A 17,508-nucleotide genomic window follows, 5' to 3' on the forward strand; every position below is an offset into this window, starting at 1 on the left:
CCCGAAAGAGGAACCGTGACCGTGTTCAACGACGAATCCGGAACCGACGACGCCCTGCGTCGCGCGCTCGGCGTCAACCGCCGCCGTTTTCTGAGCACCTGCACCGCCGCCGCGACCGCGGCGATCGCCGCTCCCGTCCTCGGCGCCGCACCCGCCCACGCCCAGGCCCCCGCCCGGGACAGAGGCCACGGGCACGGCGGGGACACCCTCATACCCGCGGCCAGGCGCGGCATCATTCTCTACACCGTCCGTGACGCGACGGGCCGCGATCCGCTCGCCGTCGACCTGCCGTCCGGATTCCGCGAGGTCTTCAGGCAGCTCTCGCGCCACGGCTACCGGCAGGTCGAGTTCGCGGGCTACGGCCAGCACGCCAACGCTCCCGGCGGAGCGAACCTGGAGTCCGTGGCCGGCGCCAGGCTGCTGCGTTCGTGGCTCGACGAGTACGGGCTGCGGGCACAGGGCAACCACGGCTTCATCCCGGGTTCCTGGCCGCTCACGACACCCGACCTGGACACCTTCAAGAAGCATCTGGAGATCGCCAACATCCTCGGCATGGATCACATGGGCACCGGTGGCGACCCCACCGGCAGTGACTACCGCGCCGACTGGGACGTGGCGGCCGACAAGTGGAACGCGCTCGGCGCGATCGCCCGCCGCGAGGGCATCAAGCTCTACACCCACAACCACGACGCGGCCTACGGCTTCCTGCTCGACGGCGGTCCGTCGGACGCCCAGGGCCGGCCGACCCGCAGCTCCGGCATCCGCAAGCTGGAGTACTTCCTCAAGATCACTGATCCGAAGACCGTCTGGCTGGAGATGGACATCTTCTGGGCGCATGTCGCCCAGTACAAGTTCCACACCTGCACGGCCCACGACGGCTCGACCCTGGAGAAGGTCTTCGACCCCGCGGGCCTCGTCGTCCGCAACAACAAGCGCTACCCGCTCTTCCACGCGAAGGACGGCACCGTGAACACCACGAACGGGATGGGCTACGACATGGTCCCGTTCGGCACCGGCGTCATCGACTACACGACGTTCTTCTCGCGCGTGGGCGACCGGAACTACCACAACCCGATGGTCGAGCAGGACAACGCACCCAGCTCCACCGACCTCGGGCAGTCGCTGCGGTTCGCGAAGATCGGCTACGACCACCTCGCGGCCCTCCGCAAGAAGCGTCACCAGTAAGAGGTTGCGCGGATAGGCACGCTGGAGGACGTCGGCTGCGGAACGGGCACAGGTCACAGCGATCATGGAGTTGCGGCGCTCCTTGATCGCTGGGGGACCTGTGCCCGCGCTGCCATCGTGGCTGACTGAACCACTCCGGGATCAATTCGCGGCGCTGCTGCCCGAGCGGCCGGTGTACCACCCGGACCATCCGCTCGGGTGCCACCGCCGGCGCATCAGCGACCGGATCATCTTCGACGAGATGCTGCAACTGACCCGCTCCGTTCACTTCGGCAGATCGGCGGAGAGGAAGGGAGCAAGGAGCGCGAACAATGCGTCGGGGCGGTCGAGGGGGATGATGTGGCCGCAGTCCTGGAGGTGGTGTCCGACCAGGTCATCGGCGATGGGACGGAGTTGGCGTTCGAGCCCGGTGCCGACGGGGTGAGAGCCGACGGCCATGGTGGGCATCGTCAGCCGAGCCGTCACGACGGCGTCCTGTATCTGCTGAGCGCTGGTGGGCAGGGCCCGGTAATAGGAGAACGCGCAGCGCAGGGCCTCGCTCCCGGTGAACGCGTGGACGAAGGCCGCACGGATGTCGTCGGGTACTCCTCGCCCGAGCGTCCCCGAGTCGAGGAACCAGTCGATGTACGGGGCTTCGTTGCCGGCCAGGACGGTCTCGGCGAGGCCGGGGACGGCGTGGAAGCCGAACCACCACGGGGCCCCGCCCGCGATGACGTGTTCTGCTCCGGGCAGGCGGCCGAGCAGTGCCTCCATCACGACCAGGCGCCGGACGAGGCCGGGGCGGCGCAGCGCGAGCAGGACGGCGGGAGCGGCGCCCGCGTCGATGCCGACCACTGCTGCCGAGGGCTCGCCGAGGGCGTCGAGCAGCCCTTCGGCGTCGGCGGCGAGGGTGCCTGCGTCGTAACCCTCGACGGCTTGTGTACTGGCACCGAAGCCTCGAAGGTCCGGGGCGATGACCCGGTATCGCCCGGCGAGCCGGCCCATGATGCCGCTCCAGAGTTGCCAGGTGTGCGGGAAGCCGTGCAGCAGGAGAACCGCAGGTCCGTCCCCGGCGATTGCGACGTTGAGTTGGACGCCGTTCGTCGCGATGCGGCGGAGTTTGGGTGCGGTGGTGACGGGCATGACGGCTCCTGCGACTGGTTACCATTGGTGACCACGGAACGATAGGTAACTGTCCGATCGCTTACTAGACGGCACTTTCAGGGAAGGTGGTGAGCCACAGGTGACCACCCATGGAGCCCGGGCAAACGGTCGCGGGGTGCGCGGCGATCTGTTCGATCCCCAGTGCCCGACGCGGCAGTTGCTGGACCGCATAGGTACGAAGTGGACGTCCATGGCCGTCAAGACGCTCGCCGATGCCGCACCGGACGAGGTGCGCTTCGCGGAGCTGAGACGCCGGATGCCCGGCGTCTCGCAGAAGATGCTGTCCGTGACGCTGCGAAGCCTGACCCGCGACGGGCTGGTGTCGCGCCGGGTCGAACCGACCGTGCCGCCGCGGGTCTTCTACCGACTCACCGGACTCGGGCTGTCTCTGGAAGTCGCGCTTGCGGGGCTGCGGACCTGGGCGGAGGAGCACATGGCCGAGATCGACCGCGCCTACGAAGCCGCCGACCAGGAGGTCGATGAGGGCTAGGCGGGCCGGTTGCGCATGAAGCCGGCCGTCGAGGGCACCTGCCCGCGGTGGTTCTGAGCCAGTTCACCACTGGCGGCCCACCGACCCGCGCGGGGGCCCCGGTTTCGGACCGCGCATGAGGCGGCCCTCCCCGCGTCCGAAGACGTAGGGAGGGCCGCCTCATCCGTACCGTGTGCGGTGGCCCGAAGGGCCTGTCAGCCCGCCGGTTGTGGCTGCGGGGTACTGGTGGATTCCCTCCTGGTCCCGCCCGGCTGTTTCAGCAGCAGCGCGATCGCCGCCGCCACCATGGAGATGCCACCCGCCAGCGCATAGGCGCCGTTGTAGCCCCAGGCGGCCACCACCATGGAGCCGAGCCCGCCGCCGAACAGACCGCTGATCAGCTTTCCGCTGTACACCAGCCCGTAGTTGGTGGCGTTGTAGTTCTCGCCGAAGTAGTCCGGGGTCAGGGCCGCGAACATCGGGTAGAACGCGCCGCCGCCGAATCCGGAGAGGAACGCGAAGACCAGGAACAGCCATTCGCTCTTGATGTCACCGGCCCAGATCACGCCGAACTGCGCGAGACCCAGCACGAGGATGACGAACACCAGGGTCGGCTTGCGGCCCCAGATGTCGGACAGCCAGCCCACCACGCCCCGGCCGACGCCGTTGATGACGGCCATGACGCCCATCGAGGACGCCGCCACCAGCGGACCGAAGCCCACCTCCTTGGCGAAGTCGACCTGGAAGGAGATTCCGAAGATCGACACCCCCGCGGTCATGACCAGAGCGACCCACATCAGGGGGAGCATGCCGGTCCTGATGGCCTCCTTGGGGGTGAACTGCTTCACCGCCGGAGGGTTCTTGGCGAGGCTGGCGGCCCCCTTCTCGGTACCGCCGTACGTCAGCGGATCGATGTCGGCCGGCCACCAGTTCTTCGGCGGGTCCTTGAAGAAGAACGCGGTGGAGACCACCACGATCATCACGTAGCAGCCGATGAGGTCCAGCACGCGGTGGTAATTGGACGTGTCGAAGGCGTAGTTGAAGATGAAGATGAACGGCAGTGAGCCGTACGCGAATCCGCCGTTGACGAATCCGGTCTTCGCGCCACGACGCTCGGGGAACCACTTGCCGACCATGTTGATGCAGGTCGCGTACACCAGTCCGGACCCGATGCCACCGATGACACCGAAGCCCAGAATCGCCAGGAGGACATTGCTCAGGTGCGAGAGAGCGAGGAAGCCGAGCACGCACATGACCGACCCGATGTACATGGCCTTGCGCGCGGTCAGGATCCCCTTCTCCCGCATCCAGCCCGCGGGGAAGGCGATTCCGGCCTGGAAGAACACCCAGACACTCAGGATCCAGAAGGTGTTGCTCTGCGTCCAGCCGTGGGCGTGGGACAGGGTGTCCTCTGCCGAGCCGTACGCATACTCGAAGACACTGATGGCCATCATGGCAAGCCATGGCAGGTACACCATGAACTTGCGCGAGTGGCCGAGGATGTCCCGGTCCGTCTCACCTATTCGGTAGACACGGCCGCGGGAGTCAGTGACTTCCCGGTACGAGCGGTTCTCCGCGCCGGAGTCTCCCGACGCGTCGTTCGCGGCGATGGGTTCCGCCGTCATTAAGCCATCTCCTCACCGATGGGGTGTGGGTTGGGGACAATTTTCCGGGCATGGGGCCTGCCCGGAGCTTTCAGGAAGAGAGCGAGAACGGCCGAGGCCAGTCCTACGGAGCCTGCGATGACGAAGGCGCCTTCGTAGTCCCACACGCGGACCACGACCGCACCCATGCCGGAGCCCAACAGCCCGGAGATGAGCTTCGAGCTGTAGACCATCCCGTAGTTGGACGCGTTGTGGTTCTCGCCGAAGTAGTCCGCCGTCATGGCCGCGAACAGCGGGAAGATCGCCCCGCCGCCGAATCCGGAGACCATGGAGCAGAACAGGAAGAACGGCATGCTGCCCATCTGGCCGGAGACCAGAACACCGAACTGGGCGGTGCCCAGCACCAGACAGACGATGATCAGTGTCTGGCGCCGGCCGACGCGGTCGGAGATCCAACCGATGACGCCGCGTCCGGTGCCGTTGACAATGGCCTTCAGGGACATCGCGGTTGCCACGATCCCGCCGGCGAAGCCCATGTCCTTGCCGAACGGCACCTGCATGGCGATACCGAAGATGTTGATCCCGGCCGTGCACAGGAGACAGAACCACATCATCCACAGGACGGGAGTACGAGCGGCCTCCTTCGGGGTGTACTGCTTGACCGCCGGCGGGTTCTTCTCCAGCGCCCGCCGGACCCTCGGGTCGTCCGACACCTTCAGCGGGTCCGCGTGCGAAGGCCACCAGCCCTTGGGCGGGTCCTTGAAGAACCAGCCGGCGAAGGCGACGACCGAGCAGCAGACCACGCCGACGGCTATCAGGACGTTCTCGTAGTTGCTGAGGTTCATGTACGAGGTGAACAGGAAGACGAAGGGCACCGAGCCATAGGCGAAACCGCCGTTGACCAGGCCGGTCTTGCCGCCCTTGCGCTCCGGATACCACTTGCCGACCATGTTCACGCAGGTCGCGTAGACAAGACCGGCTCCGATACCGCTGAACATCCCGAACCCGATGTACGCGACGATCACGTGCGGCGCGAACGCCAGCGAGAGATAGCCCAGAACCGTGCCCAGTGCACCGAGGAACATGGCGTACCGGGCGGGCAGCCTCCCGCTTTCCCGCAGTTGCCCCGCAGGGAAGGCCACGGCTGCCTGGAAGAAGATCCAGACACCCATCAGCCAGAAGATGTGGCCGCTGCTCCAGAGATGGGCATCGTGCAGGGTGTCCTCGGCCGAAGTGAACGCGTACTCCGAGGAACTGATGCCCAGCATGCCCATCCATGGGAACAGCACCATGGTCCAGCGTGGTCGGCCCAAGATGTCGCGGTCGGTCTCACCGATGCGGTACTTGCGGCCATTGCCATCCGTCACCTCCCTGTAGGGAACGGACGTCGAGTAGTCGGTGGTTGTCATATCGCTCAAGCACCCCTTGCGTCGAAAGATCTGGACAGCGCCCCCTGCCAAATGCCTTTCGTGCGCTTGTGGGCTCCGGGGCCGGCCGACGCGCACCGTCTGCCGTCCCCGCCCTCGGTCACCTCATGGAAGGCCCCCCAACAGCCCCGCCGTACGGGCCCAGCGGTACCTCCCGCCGCGTACCGCCACCGGCTTCTTGGTCATGTCCGGGTCGTCCGCGGCCCCGCAGGGCGGGACGAACATCCGGGAGTAGGGGGTCGGGGCCGGTCGGGCCTGGGTCGGGGAGAGCCTGGGGTTGTTCGCAACCGTCACGTCAGATCACCCCGCTCGACCTGAGCAGGCGCAGCTCTTCGTCCCCGAGGCCGAGCTCACCGACGTACACCTCTTCGTTGTGCTCGCCGAGCAGTGGTGAACTGCTGATGTCCACGGGGGAGTCGGAGAGCTTCAGCGGGCTGCCGACGGTCACGAACTCGCCGCGCCGGGGATGCGGCACCTTCACGATCATCTCGTTGGCGGCGAGGGAGGCGTCCTCGATGATTTCCTTGGTGGACAGGATCGGGCCGCACGGGATGTTGTGGCTGTTGAGCCGCTCCAGCACCTCCCATTTGGGGAGGGTGCTGGTCCATTCCTCGATGAGCTGGAACATCTTGCCGAGTTTCGGCAGCCGGGCCTCGGGGGTGGCCCACTCGGGGTCGTCCGCGAGTTCGGGCCGGCCGATGAGTTCGGTGATCGGTTGCCAGCCGACGGGCTGGACGATGACGTACACGTAGTCGTTCGGGCCGCCCGGCGCGCACCTGACCGCCCAGCCGGGCTGACCGCCACCGGACGCGTTGCCGGAACGGGGAACCTCGTCCCCGAAGTCCTCGTTGGGATATTCGGCGAGCCGGCCATGGGCCAGGCGCTGTTGATCGCGCAGCTTCACCCGGCAGAGATTGAGCACGGCATGCTGCATGGCCACGTTGACCCGCTGACCGCGCCCGGTGTGGGTGCGCTGGAACAGCGCCGCGAGGATCCCGGCGACGGCGTGGATGCCCGTGCCGGAGTCGCCGATCTGTGCGCCGGTGGCGAGGGGTGGTCCGTCCTCGAAGCCGGTGGTGGCCATCGATCCGCCCATGGCCTGTGCGACGACCTCGTACGCCTTGAAGTTGGTGTACGGGCCTTCGCCGAAGCCCTTGATGGAGGCGTAGACGATCCGCGGGTTGATCTCCTGGATGCGGTCCCAGGTGAAGCCCATGCGGTCCACCGCCCCCGGTCCGAAGTTCTCGACCATGACGTCGGAACGGCGGATCAGCTCGGTGAGGATCTGCTTCCCGCGCTCGGTCTTGGTGTTAAGAGTGATGCTTCGCTTGTTGCAGTTGAGCATCGTGAAGTAGAGGGAGTCGACGTCCGGGAGGTCACGGAGCTGCTTCCGGGTGATGTCCCCGGTCGGTGCCTCGAGCTTGACGACGTCCGCGCCGAGCCAGGCAAGGAGCTGGGTCGCCGAGGGCCCGGACTGGACATGCGTCATGTCGAGGACACGGATGCCTTCGAGAGCCTTGGTCGTCACCAGGTCACCTCACTTGTACGTCGTCTGGGTCGTGGTTCCGGGGCGTACGCGTCCGGGGCTGCCCAGACGTCGCACAGCGAGGACTCCCTCTGTCGTGCCTGCTGCGATGCGGCCGGACGCCCGCGGGAGATGAGGTCGTGACCGGTGTACTGAGGCATGGCGAAGTCATCTCCCTTCGTGGGGGATCGGGTACGCCGGAACGCTGGTCAAAGCCGTTCTGACGCGACCCGGGGGCGGCTGCGGCACATTGCATACAGTCGACGAATACTGTATGAAGATTGTTATCCCGCATCCGGTGGGTGATGTCCAGGGGGCGTGCGCACTTTTAAGACAGGAGCCGAAAGATGGACCTGTACGAGCACCAGGCAAGGACACTTTTCGCAGAACACGGCATTTTGGTGCCAAGGGCCGAGGTCACGGACTCCCCTGGGGAGGCACGGGTGATCGCCCGCCGGCTAGGTGGTCGTGTGGTGGTGAAAGCGCAGGTCAAGACCGGTGGCCGCGGTAAGGCGGGCGGCGTCAGGGTGGCCGCGGACCCGGCTGCGGCCGAGCTGGTCGCGCGCAAGATCCTCGGGATGGACATCAAAGGCCACACCGTCGGCAAGGTGATGTTGGCCGAACCCGTAGACATCGAGAGCGAGTTCTACGTCAGTTACGTCCTCGATCGCGCCGCCGGACGCTTCCTCGCGATCGCCTCGGCCGAGGGTGGCATGGACATCGAGGAAGTGGCCGTGAGCAGGCCGGACGCCGTGGCACGCATCCACATCGACCCGGGCGAAGGGGTCACTTCCGCCCGTGCCGCGGAGATCGCCGAGGCCGCCGGACTGCCCCCGGAGACCGTCGACGTCCTGGTGCGCCTGTGGGAGGTGCTGACCCGTGAGGACGCCGTCCTCGTCGAGGTGAACCCCCTTGTACGGACCGCCCAGGGGCAGATTCTCGCCCTGGACGGCAAAGTGACCCTCGACGACAACGCCCGCTTCCGGCAGGCACGTTGGGGCGAGCAGGACGCCGCGCACGACGACCCGCTGGAGGACGCTGCCGCCGCCAAGGGCCTCAACTACGTCAAGCTGGACGGTGAGGTCGGCATCATCGGCAACGGCGCGGGTCTGGTCATGTCGACACTCGACGTGGTCGCGGGCTGCGGCGCACGGCCCGCCAACTTCCTCGACATCGGGGGCGGTGCCTCCGCACAGATCATGGCGGACGGACTGTCGGTCATCCTCTCCGACCCGGCCGTGAAGTCGGTCTTCGTCAACGTCTTCGGCGGCATCACCGCCTGCGACGCCGTCGCCGACGGCATCGTGCAGGCCCTCGACACCGTCCGGCTGACCAAGCCGCTCGTGGTCCGCCTCGACGGCAACAACGCGGTGCGCGGCCGGGCCATCCTCGACGGCCACGCCCATCCGCTCGTTCAGCAGGCCACCACCATGGACGGCGCCGCTCGCCGCGCCGCCGCACTCGCCAACGCCAGCTAAGGGGACGGGACATGGCGATCTACCTCACCAAGGAGAGCAAGGTCCTCGTCCAGGGCATGACCGGGGGCGAGGGCATGAAGCACACCCGGCGCATGCTCGCGGCCGGTACGAACGTCGTCGGCGGCGTCAACCCGCGCAAGGCCGGCCGGAGCGTCGACTTCGACGACCGGGCCGTCCCCGTCTTCGGCTCGGTGCGCGACGGCATGGCGGCGACCGGCGCGGACGTGAGCGTGGTCTTCGTGCCGCCCGCCTTCGCCAAGGCGGCTGTCGTGGAGGCCGCCGACGCCGGCATCGGACTCGCCGTCGTGATCACGGAGGGCATCCCGGTCCACGACTCGGTCGCCTTCCACGCGTACGCCGCGGCCAAGGGCACCCGGGTCATCGGCCCCAACTGTCCCGGGCTGATCACCCCGGGCCAGTCCAACGCCGGCATCATCCCCGCCGACATCACCAAGCCCGGACGTATCGGCCTGGTGTCCAAGTCGGGCACGCTCACCTACCAACTCATGTACGAGCTGCGGGACATCGGCTTCTCCACCTGCGTCGGCATCGGCGGCGACCCGGTCGTCGGCACGACCCACATCGACTGTCTGGCCGCCTTCGAGGCCGACCCAGACACCGAACTCATCGTCCTGATCGGCGAGATCGGCGGCGACGCCGAGGAACGTGCGGCCGCGTACATCGGCGAGCACGTCACCAAACCCGTCATCGGGTACATCGCCGGCTTCACCGCACCCGAGGGCAAGACCATGGGTCACGCGGGCGCGATCGTCTCCGGCTCGTCGGGCACCGCGCAGGCGAAGAAGGAGGCCCTCGAAGCGGTCGGAGTCCAGGTGGGCGGCACCCCGACCGAGACGGCCCAGCTGGTACTGGCCCGTCTGGAAGCCTGAGTGACGTCACTCATAGTTGACGCGAGGTGACTGTCCCGAGCGAGGCCGCCTCACTACCTTCCTCCGTACGTACGCGACCACCGTCCGTACGGACCGCTGAACGCGACACCTCCGTGCAGACCACCGTCGGTACGGACCGCTGAACGCGACATCCCCGTACGGACCACTGTCCGTACGGACTGATCGACGCGACACCCCCGTGCAGACCGCCGTACGCGACCACCGTCCGTACGCAGTGCCGTACTTGACCACCGTCAGGACGGCAGCCGGACCATCTCCCGGCGGCCGGACCACCTCCCGGCAGCCGAGCCATGCATCCCCCGCCCCCGACTGTGCACCGAGAGCGGAGACATCCGAAATGGCATCAACCTCCGATAACCACACCCCCCGAAACCTCACCCTCAAGTCCGGCACGTCCTGGACGGACGCCTGGCAGCGGTGCCTCACCGTCGTCCCCGAGGCGTTCCGGGACGACCGGGTCCTCAACCTCTGGGGTTCCGCCTGGCAGGCGGACGGCCGGGCACTGCCCGCCACCAGCCCCGTGGACGGCAGCCCGATAGCGGGCCCGCCGCGGCTGGACGGCGCCGCCGCCCAGCAGGCCGTACGCGCCTCGCTGGACCAGCACCGCGCCTGGCGCCATGTGCCCCTGAACGAGCGCCGGGCCCGTGTCGCGGCGACCCTCGACGCCCTGACCCAGCACCGCGAACTGCTCGCGCTGCTGCTGGTCTGGGAGATCGGCAAGCCCTGGCGGCTCGCGCAGGCGGACGTGGACCGGGCGATCGACGGCGTGCGCTGGTACGTCGACGGCATCGACCCCATGGTCGAGGGGCGGACCCCGCTCGACGGGCCCGTGTCCAACATCGCGAGCTGGAACTACCCGATGAGCGTGCTCGTGCACGCCATGCTGGTCCAGGCGCTGGCGGGAAACGCGGTCATCGCCAAGACCCCGACCGACGGCGGCGTCGCCTGTCTCACCCTGGCCTGCGCGCTCGCGGCGCGCGAAGGGATCCCCGTCACCCTCGTCAGCGGCAGCGGACGCGAGCTGTCGGAGGCGCTCGTGCGCGCCCCCGAGATCGGCTGTGTGTCCTTCGTGGGCGGCCGGGACACCGGCGCGGCGGTGGCCACCGCCGTCGCCGACCTCGGCAAGCGGCACGTACTGGAACAGGAGGGCCTCAACACCTGGGGCATCTGGAACTACAGCGACTGGGACGCGCTGACGGCCGTCATCCCGAAGCTCTTCGACTACGGGAAGCAGCGCTGCACGGCCTACCCGCGCTTCGTCGTCCAGCGCGCGCTCTTCGACGAGTTCCTCGCCGCCTACCTGCCGGCGGTGCGCACCCTGCGCGTCGGACATCCGCTCGCGGTCGAGCACCCCGACGACCCCTACCCCTCGCTGGACTTCGGGCCGGTCATCAACGCGGCCAAGGCCAAGGAGCTCCACGACCAGGTTGCCGAGGCCATCGACCGCGGTGCCGTCCCGCTGCACCGCGGCAACCTCTCCGACGCGCGCTTCCTGCCGGGCCAGGACACCTCGGCGTACGTCCAGCCCGTCACGATCCTCAACCCGCCGCCGTCCTCGCCGCTGCACCACGCGGAGCCCTTCGGGCCGGTCGACACCATCGTCCTGGTCGACACCGAGGCCGAGCTGCTCGCCGCGATGAACGCGTCGAACGGCGCGCTGGTCGCCACGCTGTCCACGGACGACAGGACGACGTACGACCGACTGGCGCCGCAGATCCGGGCGTTCAAGGTCGGCCACGGCAAGCCGCGTTCACGCGGCGACCGCGACGAGCTCTTCGGCGGCTTCGGCGCGTCCTGGAGCGGCGCGTTCGTGGGCGGTGAACTGCTGGTGCGCGCGGTGACGCAGGGGCCGGCGGGGGAGCGGCTGCCGGGCAACTTCCCGGAGTACCACCTGATGCCGTGAGGTGAGGTGACGTGCGCTCCGGCCGGCAGGGCTATCCGATGCCCTGCCGGTCGGGCCGGAGTGCGAAGGCGCGGTCCGCGGCTTCGGGCACCGCCCGTTGCACGGCCTGTGCCAGCAGCTCGCGGTGCCGCAGCAGGGGCGCACGCCGCTCCTGCGGTGCCACCAGCAGCAGATCGTCGAACCCGGCCATCATGCGCCGGGTGACCTGGGGCGAGCCGACGGCACAGCGCCGCACCTCGCTGAACCCGAGATCCACCAACTCGGTCCAGCCCGGCACCGGTTGCACCAGCCGTACGGTCCCGCGCCGGTCGCGATGCAGCGACGCGTCGAGCGGCCGGTGGGACAGGGCGGCCAGGAACTGCACGATGCGGTCCAGAGCCTGTACGGCGGTGGTCGGATCGTTGATGGCGGCGGACAGCGCGCGCAACGCGATGTCGGACAACTGCCGCAGTCCGAAGGCAAGATCCTGGTGGAAGGTGCGCTCGACCCCCACGGAGACGGTGTACCGCAGGGACCGCGCGGCCGGAGCGGTGCCGCCGTGCACGGCGAGCAGCGGTGTCCCCGGTACGACGAAGTCACCGATCCGCGGGATGAGCCGCAGGACGACGCCGTGCTGTCGTGCCGCCCGGACCAGCCGGGCGATGTTCACATCCCGCAGGACACCGCCCGGCCCCTGATGAAGGACCCGGGCGGTCTCCGGCCCGAGCGCGACCCCGGCCCCCGCGGTCGCGGCCGCGGGCATGCGTGCGGCCACCCGGAACGCCTCCGAGGTGATCCGGCCGATCACATGGCTGACCCGCATGAGCCGGAGCGTCGAGTTCACGTACATCACGAACAACAGCAGGCTCAGGCCCACCATGGCGAGCGTCAGGATCGCCTGCAGCAGAGGGACGGTCTTCACATACCGGGGATCGGGTTCGCCGTCGTAGCCGGTCAGCACGAGCAGGGAGAGCACAAAGGTCGCGAGGAAGACGGCGAAGGTCACCTTGGTGATCCGGCTGCGCACGAAGAGCCGCACCACGCGGGGGCTGAACTGTCCGCTGGCCATCTGCACGGCGACCAGCGAGATACTGAACACCACACCGATGAAGGTCATCATCGCGGAGCTGACCGTGGTGGCCACGGTCCGTGCGTCGTCGGCGATCGAGATGAGCTCGCTGACCCCGTCGTAGTCATGCGCGTCCTGGAACGCCCGGACGATCCTGGCGTCGATCTCCGACGCCACCGCCCACACCGCGAAGACCAGCACCATGGCTGCGGTGGGCGCGAACCAGAACGTGTCCCGCAGATGCTCCCGCCACGGCGACAGCGCTCTCGGCCGCCGCCCTTCCCGCAAACCCCTGGTAGTCACCCAGTCACCCATGGTGAGACTCTAGGCGCACCTCCGCCCGCACCCGTGGACCCGCTCCGCGCCCGGGATATGCAGGTGAAGGCCACTCCGAAACCTTGGTATTGTTGTCCGTGTCGCCGCGGGGAACACCCCCGTCCAGGCGGCAGACACCTGGTCCGGGTGGCGGAATGGCAGACGCGCTAGCTTGAGGTGCTAGTGCCCTTTATCGGGCGTGGGGGTTCAAGTCCCCCCTCGGACACCAGCTGAGACCCCACTTCACGTGGGGTCTTCTGCGTTTCCGGGGCAGCGACACCTTCAAGTGCGGGGTGCCGTCCGTGCCCGTCCTTATTCCTTATTGCCGAGGCGAACCGCGCCCGACGGGCGCCAGGAAAACCCGGTGCCCCCTCCGCACCCCCGTGCCTACACTCGCCACACAGCGCGCCCCGGCAGGGCGGCGTGTCCGTGACGAGTGAGGGGAGCCCGGCCGTGCGTCACCGCATTGCTGTCGTTGTTCCCCGGTCGCGGTACGAGGTGATCCTCGTGTCTCCAGGTGTCCGGTGCCGGCTGCGCGGCCGGAACCGGATGTCCGTGACGAACGACTGACCTCTGCGCGCCACGAAGCGTGCCGACCGCGCGCCTCCCTGTTCACGAGAGGTGCGCCGCGTCGGGGGCTCCACGATGCCTCGGCAGGAGTCGTTCGTCCGGTAATTGCGCCGCCCCGTTCCGGATCACTCCGAAAGGCCCTGGGCCGTGCGTACCGACCTGCACCGTCAACCCGTCCATCCCGTCAGTCCGCTGACCGCCGTCCGTAATCTGGGCATCCTCGCCCATGTGGACGCCGGGAAGACCACCGTCACCGAGCGGATCCTGTTCGCCACCGGAACCACCCACAGGCGGGGTGAGGTCCATGACGGCACGACCGTCACCGACTTCGACCCCCAGGAGCGCGACCGCGGGATCACCATCTTCGCCGCGGCCGTGAGCTGCGACTGGGACGGCCACCGGCTCCATCTGATCGACACCCCGGGCCACGTCGACTTCTCCGACGAAGTGGTGCGCTCATTGCGCGTGCTCGACGGCGCGGTCGCGGTGTTCGACGCCGTCGCGGGGGTCGAGCCGCAGAGCGAGTCGGTGTGGCGGCAGGCCGACCGGTACGGGGTGCCACGCATCGCGTTCGTCAACAAGCTGGACCGCGCCGGTGCCGACCTCGACGCGGCGGTGGACTCGATCCGGGAGCGGCTGCATCCGGCCCCGCTGGTCGTGCAGTTGCCGATCGGGGCGGAGGCCGGGTTCACCGGCGTCGTCGATCTGCTGCGCATGCGGTCGCTGGTCTGGACCGACGGCAGCGACACGGCGGTGGAAGGGGTCGTACCGGTTGAGCTGCGCGACGAGGCGCAGCGACGCCGGCGGTTGCTGGAGGAGGCGGTGGCCGAGCTCCACCCCGTCGCACTGGAGGAGTTCTGCACGGAGGCCGCCGTCTCCGGGCCGACCCTGGCAGCCGCGCTGCGTGAACTGACCCTGAACGGCGACGGCTTGGTGGTGCTGTGCGGCTCGGCCTACCGCAACCGCGGGATCGAACCGCTGCTGGACGCCGTGGTGGCGTACCTGCCCTCACCGCTCGACGTGCCCGCCGTACGCGGCACTTGGGACGGTGCGGAGCAGCGGCGGGCGGCCGACCCCGAGGCGCCGTTCGCTGCCCTGGTCTTCAAGGTGACCGCGACCGCCACGGGCCGGCTGACCTGTCTGCGGGTGTACTCGGGAACGCTTCGGAGGAAGGAGTTGGTGTGGGACGCGGGCGCGCGCCGTTCCGAGCGGGCCGGACGGATTCTGCGGATCCAGGCCGGCAGCCACTCCGAGCTGGAGTACGCGGTGGCCGGAGACATCGTCGCGGTGGCCGGGCTGAAGTCGGCCCGCGCCGGCGCCACGCTGTGCGCCCCCGGAGCTCCGCTGGTTCTGGAAACGTCGCACGTGGCCGACCCCGTCGTCTCCATGGCGGTCGAGGCGTCGACGAGCACGGATACCGAGCGCTTGTCCTCGGCGTTGGCCCGGTTGGCGGAGGAGGACCCTTCGCTGGTCGTACGGACCGATGCCGAGACCGGACAGACCGTGCTGTCGGGCATGGGCGAACTGCACCTGGAGGTGGCGGTGGAGAAGATCCGGAGTGCCCACGGCGTGGCCGTTCGAGTGGGCCGCCCGAAGGTGTCCTGTCGCGAGACGGTCGTGCGCGGGGTGACCGGGTGGGTCCACCGGCACGTCAAGCAGGACGGTGGCGCAGGGCAGTTCGCCCATGTCGTCCTGGACGTGGAGCCCATGGAACCGGACGCAGCCGGAGGCAGCGCGACGGGCTTCGCGTTCCGGTCGGCGGTCGTCGGCGGCCGGGTCCCGCAGGAGTACGTCCGGGCAGTGGAGGCCGGCTGCCGGGACGCGCTGGCCGAAGGACCGGTCGGCGGCCACCCGGTGACCGGGCTGCGTGTCGTCCTGACCGACGGAGCGACCCATCCGAAGGACTCTTCGGAGATGGCGTTCCGGACGGCCGGCCGCAACGCGCTCCGTGAGGCGCTGCGCGGTAGCACGATGGCCCTGCTGGAGCCGGTCGTCGAGGTGACGGTCACCGCGCCGGAGGGCATGACGGGCGGTGTGGTCGGCGACCTGGCGGCGCGGCGCGGCCGGGTCACCGGCTCGACCGCGCGAGCGGGTGCGGTGGTGATCACCGCCACCGTGCCGCTGGCCGAGCTGTTCGGCTATGCGACCCGCCTGCGCAGCCGGACCCAGGGCCGGGGAGTCTTCACCACCCGGCCCACCGGCTACGCACCGGCACCGAGCCCCGCGTCCGACGGGGCAGCGGCCCGGTAGCCCGCACGACGGTCCCGCCCCCGCCCGGGCGGGACCGTCCCGGCGCGATGTCCCGGTGTGCCCGCAGCGCAGCCCGTCGCGTCGTCCCCGTCAGGACGGGAGCGCGCACGTCGAGGCGCGCCTGGACGCCGTACGACGAAGACCGGAACCGTCGAGCGGCGACCCCGAGCAAGGACCGCCTAGGCGGGCGTGCCCCCGAACCACGCCGTCAGCGCCTCGGCCAGGTCGCCGCCGTCCGAGGCCCAGCCGACATAGCCGTCCGGCCTGACCAGCAGCGCCTGGCACGGCAGGTCCGCATCGTCCGGCACGCGTACGGTGCGTACGACGTGCGACCACCGGCCGGCGGTGTCGGCCAGGTGCCGGTCCGCCCCCGCGGTGAGCAGCAGGAACGGGCGGCCGTCGCGCAGGAGTCCGATGAGATCGGTGGGTCCTTCGTTCTCGGTGCGCAGCGGCCGGTTCTCCAGGAAGCGCCCCTCCCACGGGGACGGCTGCACGGACCGCGCCGGGTGGACGGTGTCCTGGGCGCTGATCATGCCGCTGATCAGCGCATGGCCGTCCCGGGTGGCGAGCACGTCGCTGAACAGCGAGCGCAGGGCGTCGACATCGGATCCCGAGCGCATGAGGGCCAGTTGGGCGAAGGTGTTCTCCACCAGACGGAGTGCGACGGGGCGGCGCTCGTCGTCGTAACTCTCGAGGAGCCCCTTGCCCGCGGCGCCCCGCACGCTGTGCGCGAGTTTCCAGCCGAGGTTCAGGGCGTCCAGCAGGCCGGTGCTCAACCCCTGGCCGCCGATGGGGAAATGGAGGTGGGCCGCGTCACCGACGAGGAAGACCCGGTCCCGGCGGAAGGTCCGGGCCAGCCGGGTGAAGTCGCCGAAGCGGGTGAGGCTGGTGGCGTCGGACATCTCCACCTCGTGTCCGGCTATCCGGGAGACCTCGCGCCGGAATTCGTCCGGGCCGACCGGGGCATGCCGGTCGGGGTGGGCGCTCGCGCAGTCGAGGGTGCGGATGAGCCGGTGCTCGCCGGGCTCGGGCCTGCTGACGATCCAGCCGCGCGGCGTACGGTGCCAGCCCCCCGGCAGCACGTCCGGTGCGGCGACCCGCACGCGGCCCATCAACGCGGAGACCGACGCGGGCCAGGTGTCGGTGGGGAACGCGATCTGCTCGCGCACCCTGCTGCGTGCGCCGTCGGCGCCGACGAGGTACGCCGCCCGTACCGTCCGCCGGCCGTCCGGACCCTCCGCCGTGACCTGGACGCCGTGCGCGCTCTGTGCCGCCTCGACGACGAGGTGGCCGCGCAGGATCCGGGCGCCGCGTGCCCGAGCCGTCTCCTCGAACTGCCTTTCGAGGTCGGACTGCGGCCGTTTCAGCAGGGGCACGGGCTCGGTGGCGGGGGACGTGACGGTGAGCTCGGTGATGCCGCCGAAGTGGAAAGGGGCCCTGGCCGGGGTGTCGTTGTCCGCAGGCCAGGGGGCGTCCAGATAGCCGCGCCTGGCGAGCGACTGGACGGTGCGTGCGTGCAGGGTGTTGGCCTTCGGCTGGTCGTCGGTCGCCGCCTTTGCTTCGAGTACGACGGTGTCGACGCCGTAACCGGCGAGTTCCGCCGCGAGCAGCATGCCGACCGGACCACCGCCCGCGATGACGACGTCGGCCTGCGCGATCACGCGTTCCATTCGAGCTCCC

At 69.3% G+C, this 17,508-nt stretch carries 13 protein-coding genes, 1 tRNA gene and 1 pseudogene; 8 read left to right on the plus strand and 7 right to left on the minus strand.

The genetic code is table 11. From position 1 onward, the window contains the following. Positions 1-15 precede the first annotated feature (15 nt). Positions 16-1,185, plus strand: coding sequence for a sugar phosphate isomerase/epimerase family protein (locus ACFWM2_RS01290; protein ID WP_383271723.1), 1,170 nt, complete (start codon positions 16-18; stop codon positions 1,183-1,185). A gap of 100 nt (positions 1,186-1,285) precedes the next feature. After that, a pseudogene (locus ACFWM2_RS01295) lies at positions 1,286-1,528 on the plus strand (IS5/IS1182 family transposase); the annotation flags it as partial. Here the strand turns inward: ACFWM2_RS01295 and ACFWM2_RS01300 are convergent. Beyond that, entirely contained in the window at positions 1,450-2,307 is an 858-nt protein-coding gene (locus tag ACFWM2_RS01300; RefSeq protein WP_383271725.1) for an alpha/beta fold hydrolase, read from the minus strand. The pseudogene ACFWM2_RS01295 and the gene ACFWM2_RS01300 overlap by 79 nt on opposite strands. 100 nt (positions 2,308-2,407) lie before the next feature. Between ACFWM2_RS01300 and ACFWM2_RS01305 the strand changes: the two genes are divergently transcribed. Then, positions 2,408-2,818 carry a winged helix-turn-helix transcriptional regulator gene (locus tag ACFWM2_RS01305; RefSeq protein ID WP_383271727.1) on the plus strand — a complete coding sequence of 137 codons (411 nt, stop codon included), beginning with the start codon at positions 2,408-2,410 and terminating at the stop codon, positions 2,816-2,818. A gap of 194 nt (positions 2,819-3,012) precedes the next feature. On the opposite strand, the gene ACFWM2_RS01310 is transcribed toward ACFWM2_RS01305, so the two are convergent. The 4 genes from ACFWM2_RS01310 to frc form a co-directional block, all read right to left on the minus strand. Further along, positions 3,013-4,422, minus strand: a complete 1,410-nt coding sequence (locus tag ACFWM2_RS01310; RefSeq protein WP_383271729.1) for an OFA family MFS transporter — start codon at positions 4,420-4,422, stop codon at positions 3,013-3,015. Continuing rightward, a complete protein-coding gene (locus ACFWM2_RS01315) occupies positions 4,422-5,810 on the minus strand; it encodes an OFA family MFS transporter (protein WP_383271731.1) in 1,389 nt (462 codons plus the stop codon). Before ACFWM2_RS01315 ends, ACFWM2_RS01310 begins: the two co-directional genes overlap by 1 nt. Positions 5,811-5,933: 123 nt before the next feature. Further along, positions 5,934-6,122, minus strand: coding sequence for a hypothetical protein (locus ACFWM2_RS01320; protein WP_383271733.1), 189 nt, complete (start codon positions 6,120-6,122; stop codon positions 5,934-5,936). Between the two features lies 1 nt (position 6,123). Next, entirely contained in the window at positions 6,124-7,356 is a 1,233-nt protein-coding gene (gene frc, locus ACFWM2_RS01325; protein WP_383271735.1) for a formyl-CoA transferase, read from the minus strand. Between the two features lie 344 nt (positions 7,357-7,700). Between frc and sucC the strand changes: the two genes are divergently transcribed. The 3 genes from sucC to ACFWM2_RS01340 all read left to right on the plus strand — a co-directional run bounded on the left by sucC (position 7,701) and on the right by ACFWM2_RS01340 (position 11,645). Continuing rightward, positions 7,701-8,831, plus strand: coding sequence for an ADP-forming succinate--CoA ligase subunit beta (gene sucC, locus ACFWM2_RS01330; RefSeq protein ID WP_383271737.1), 1,131 nt, complete (start codon positions 7,701-7,703; stop codon positions 8,829-8,831). A gap of 11 nt (positions 8,832-8,842) precedes the next feature. Beyond that, positions 8,843-9,721: a succinate--CoA ligase subunit alpha gene (gene sucD / locus ACFWM2_RS01335; RefSeq protein WP_383271739.1), complete on the plus strand. Its 879-nt coding sequence runs from the start codon at positions 8,843-8,845 to the stop codon at positions 9,719-9,721. A gap of 358 nt (positions 9,722-10,079) precedes the next feature. Then, the gene (locus ACFWM2_RS01340) at positions 10,080-11,645 is read left to right on the plus strand and encodes an aldehyde dehydrogenase family protein (RefSeq protein ID WP_383271741.1); all 1,566 of its coding nucleotides are present in this window, start codon (positions 10,080-10,082) and stop codon (positions 11,643-11,645) included. A gap of 31 nt (positions 11,646-11,676) precedes the next feature. Here the strand turns inward: ACFWM2_RS01340 and ACFWM2_RS01345 are convergent, their stop codons facing one another. Further along, positions 11,677-13,008, minus strand: a complete 1,332-nt coding sequence (locus ACFWM2_RS01345; RefSeq protein ID WP_383271743.1) for a DUF2254 domain-containing protein — start codon at positions 13,006-13,008, stop codon at positions 11,677-11,679. A gap of 141 nt (positions 13,009-13,149) precedes the next feature. Between ACFWM2_RS01345 and ACFWM2_RS01350 the strand changes: the two genes are divergently transcribed. Further along, positions 13,150-13,237, plus strand: a tRNA-Leu gene (locus ACFWM2_RS01350). Between the two features lie 488 nt (positions 13,238-13,725). Next, positions 13,726-15,828, plus strand: coding sequence for an elongation factor G (fusA, locus tag ACFWM2_RS01355; protein WP_383271745.1), 2,103 nt, complete (start codon positions 13,726-13,728; stop codon positions 15,826-15,828). 179 nt (positions 15,829-16,007) lie between these two features. On the opposite strand, the gene ACFWM2_RS01360 is transcribed toward fusA, so the two are convergent. Beyond that, positions 16,008-17,498: an FAD-dependent monooxygenase gene (locus ACFWM2_RS01360; protein WP_383271747.1), complete on the minus strand. Its 1,491-nt coding sequence runs from the start codon at positions 17,496-17,498 to the stop codon at positions 16,008-16,010. Positions 17,499-17,508 lie beyond the last annotated feature (10 nt).

It is taken from the genome of Streptomyces sp. NPDC058371 (genome assembly GCF_042723265.1).
GTDB lineage: Bacteria > Actinomycetota > Actinomycetes > Streptomycetales > Streptomycetaceae > Streptomyces.